The following is a 433-nucleotide window of genomic DNA, read 5'->3' as shown; positions in this document are numbered from 1 at the left end:
GACGCGAACAGCCCCACCGCGAAAATAAGCCCCACTACCGGCCCCATTGAGTTACTCATGGCTGCATGAGCCTCAGCTATGCCGTCGATACCCTTAACACCTTGCAGGCTCGCCGCAGCCAACAGCAGCATCGCAATATTTACCGATCCTGCCAGCACCAGAGAGACCGCGACATCCCATCGGGTTGCTCGCAACAGCGTGGTGATCCGTTTTGGCCTGTCGTCGGTCCCGTGGCGATCACGCACCAGGGAAGAGTGCATGTATACCGCGTGAGGCATGACTGTAGCGCCCAGCATCGACGTGGCGAGCATGACGGTTTCAGTACCTTCAAACCGGGGCACTAGGCCTGACGCGACCCCACCCCATGACAGCGGGGAAAAAGCAAGACCGGCGGTGAACCCGATGGCGATGACGACGAGCATCCCGATAATGA

Annotated in this window: 1 protein-coding gene; it reads right to left on the bottom strand. The window is 59.6% G+C overall.

What is annotated here, in order from left to right:
• Positions 1 to 422, bottom strand: a 422-nt coding sequence (locus tag RM555_RS30860) for a divalent metal cation transporter (RefSeq protein ID WP_311415006.1), incomplete at its 3' end; no start/stop codon positions are given.
• Positions 423 to 433 lie beyond the last annotated feature (11 nt).

Origin of the sequence: Micromonospora reichwaldensis, from assembly GCF_031845925.1 — a bacterium.
Classification (GTDB): Bacteria; Actinomycetota; Actinomycetes; order Mycobacteriales; family Micromonosporaceae; genus Micromonospora; species Micromonospora reichwaldensis.
Note: the sequence above shows the minus strand (reverse complement) of the source record. Positions and strands in the feature narration are given on the sequence as shown.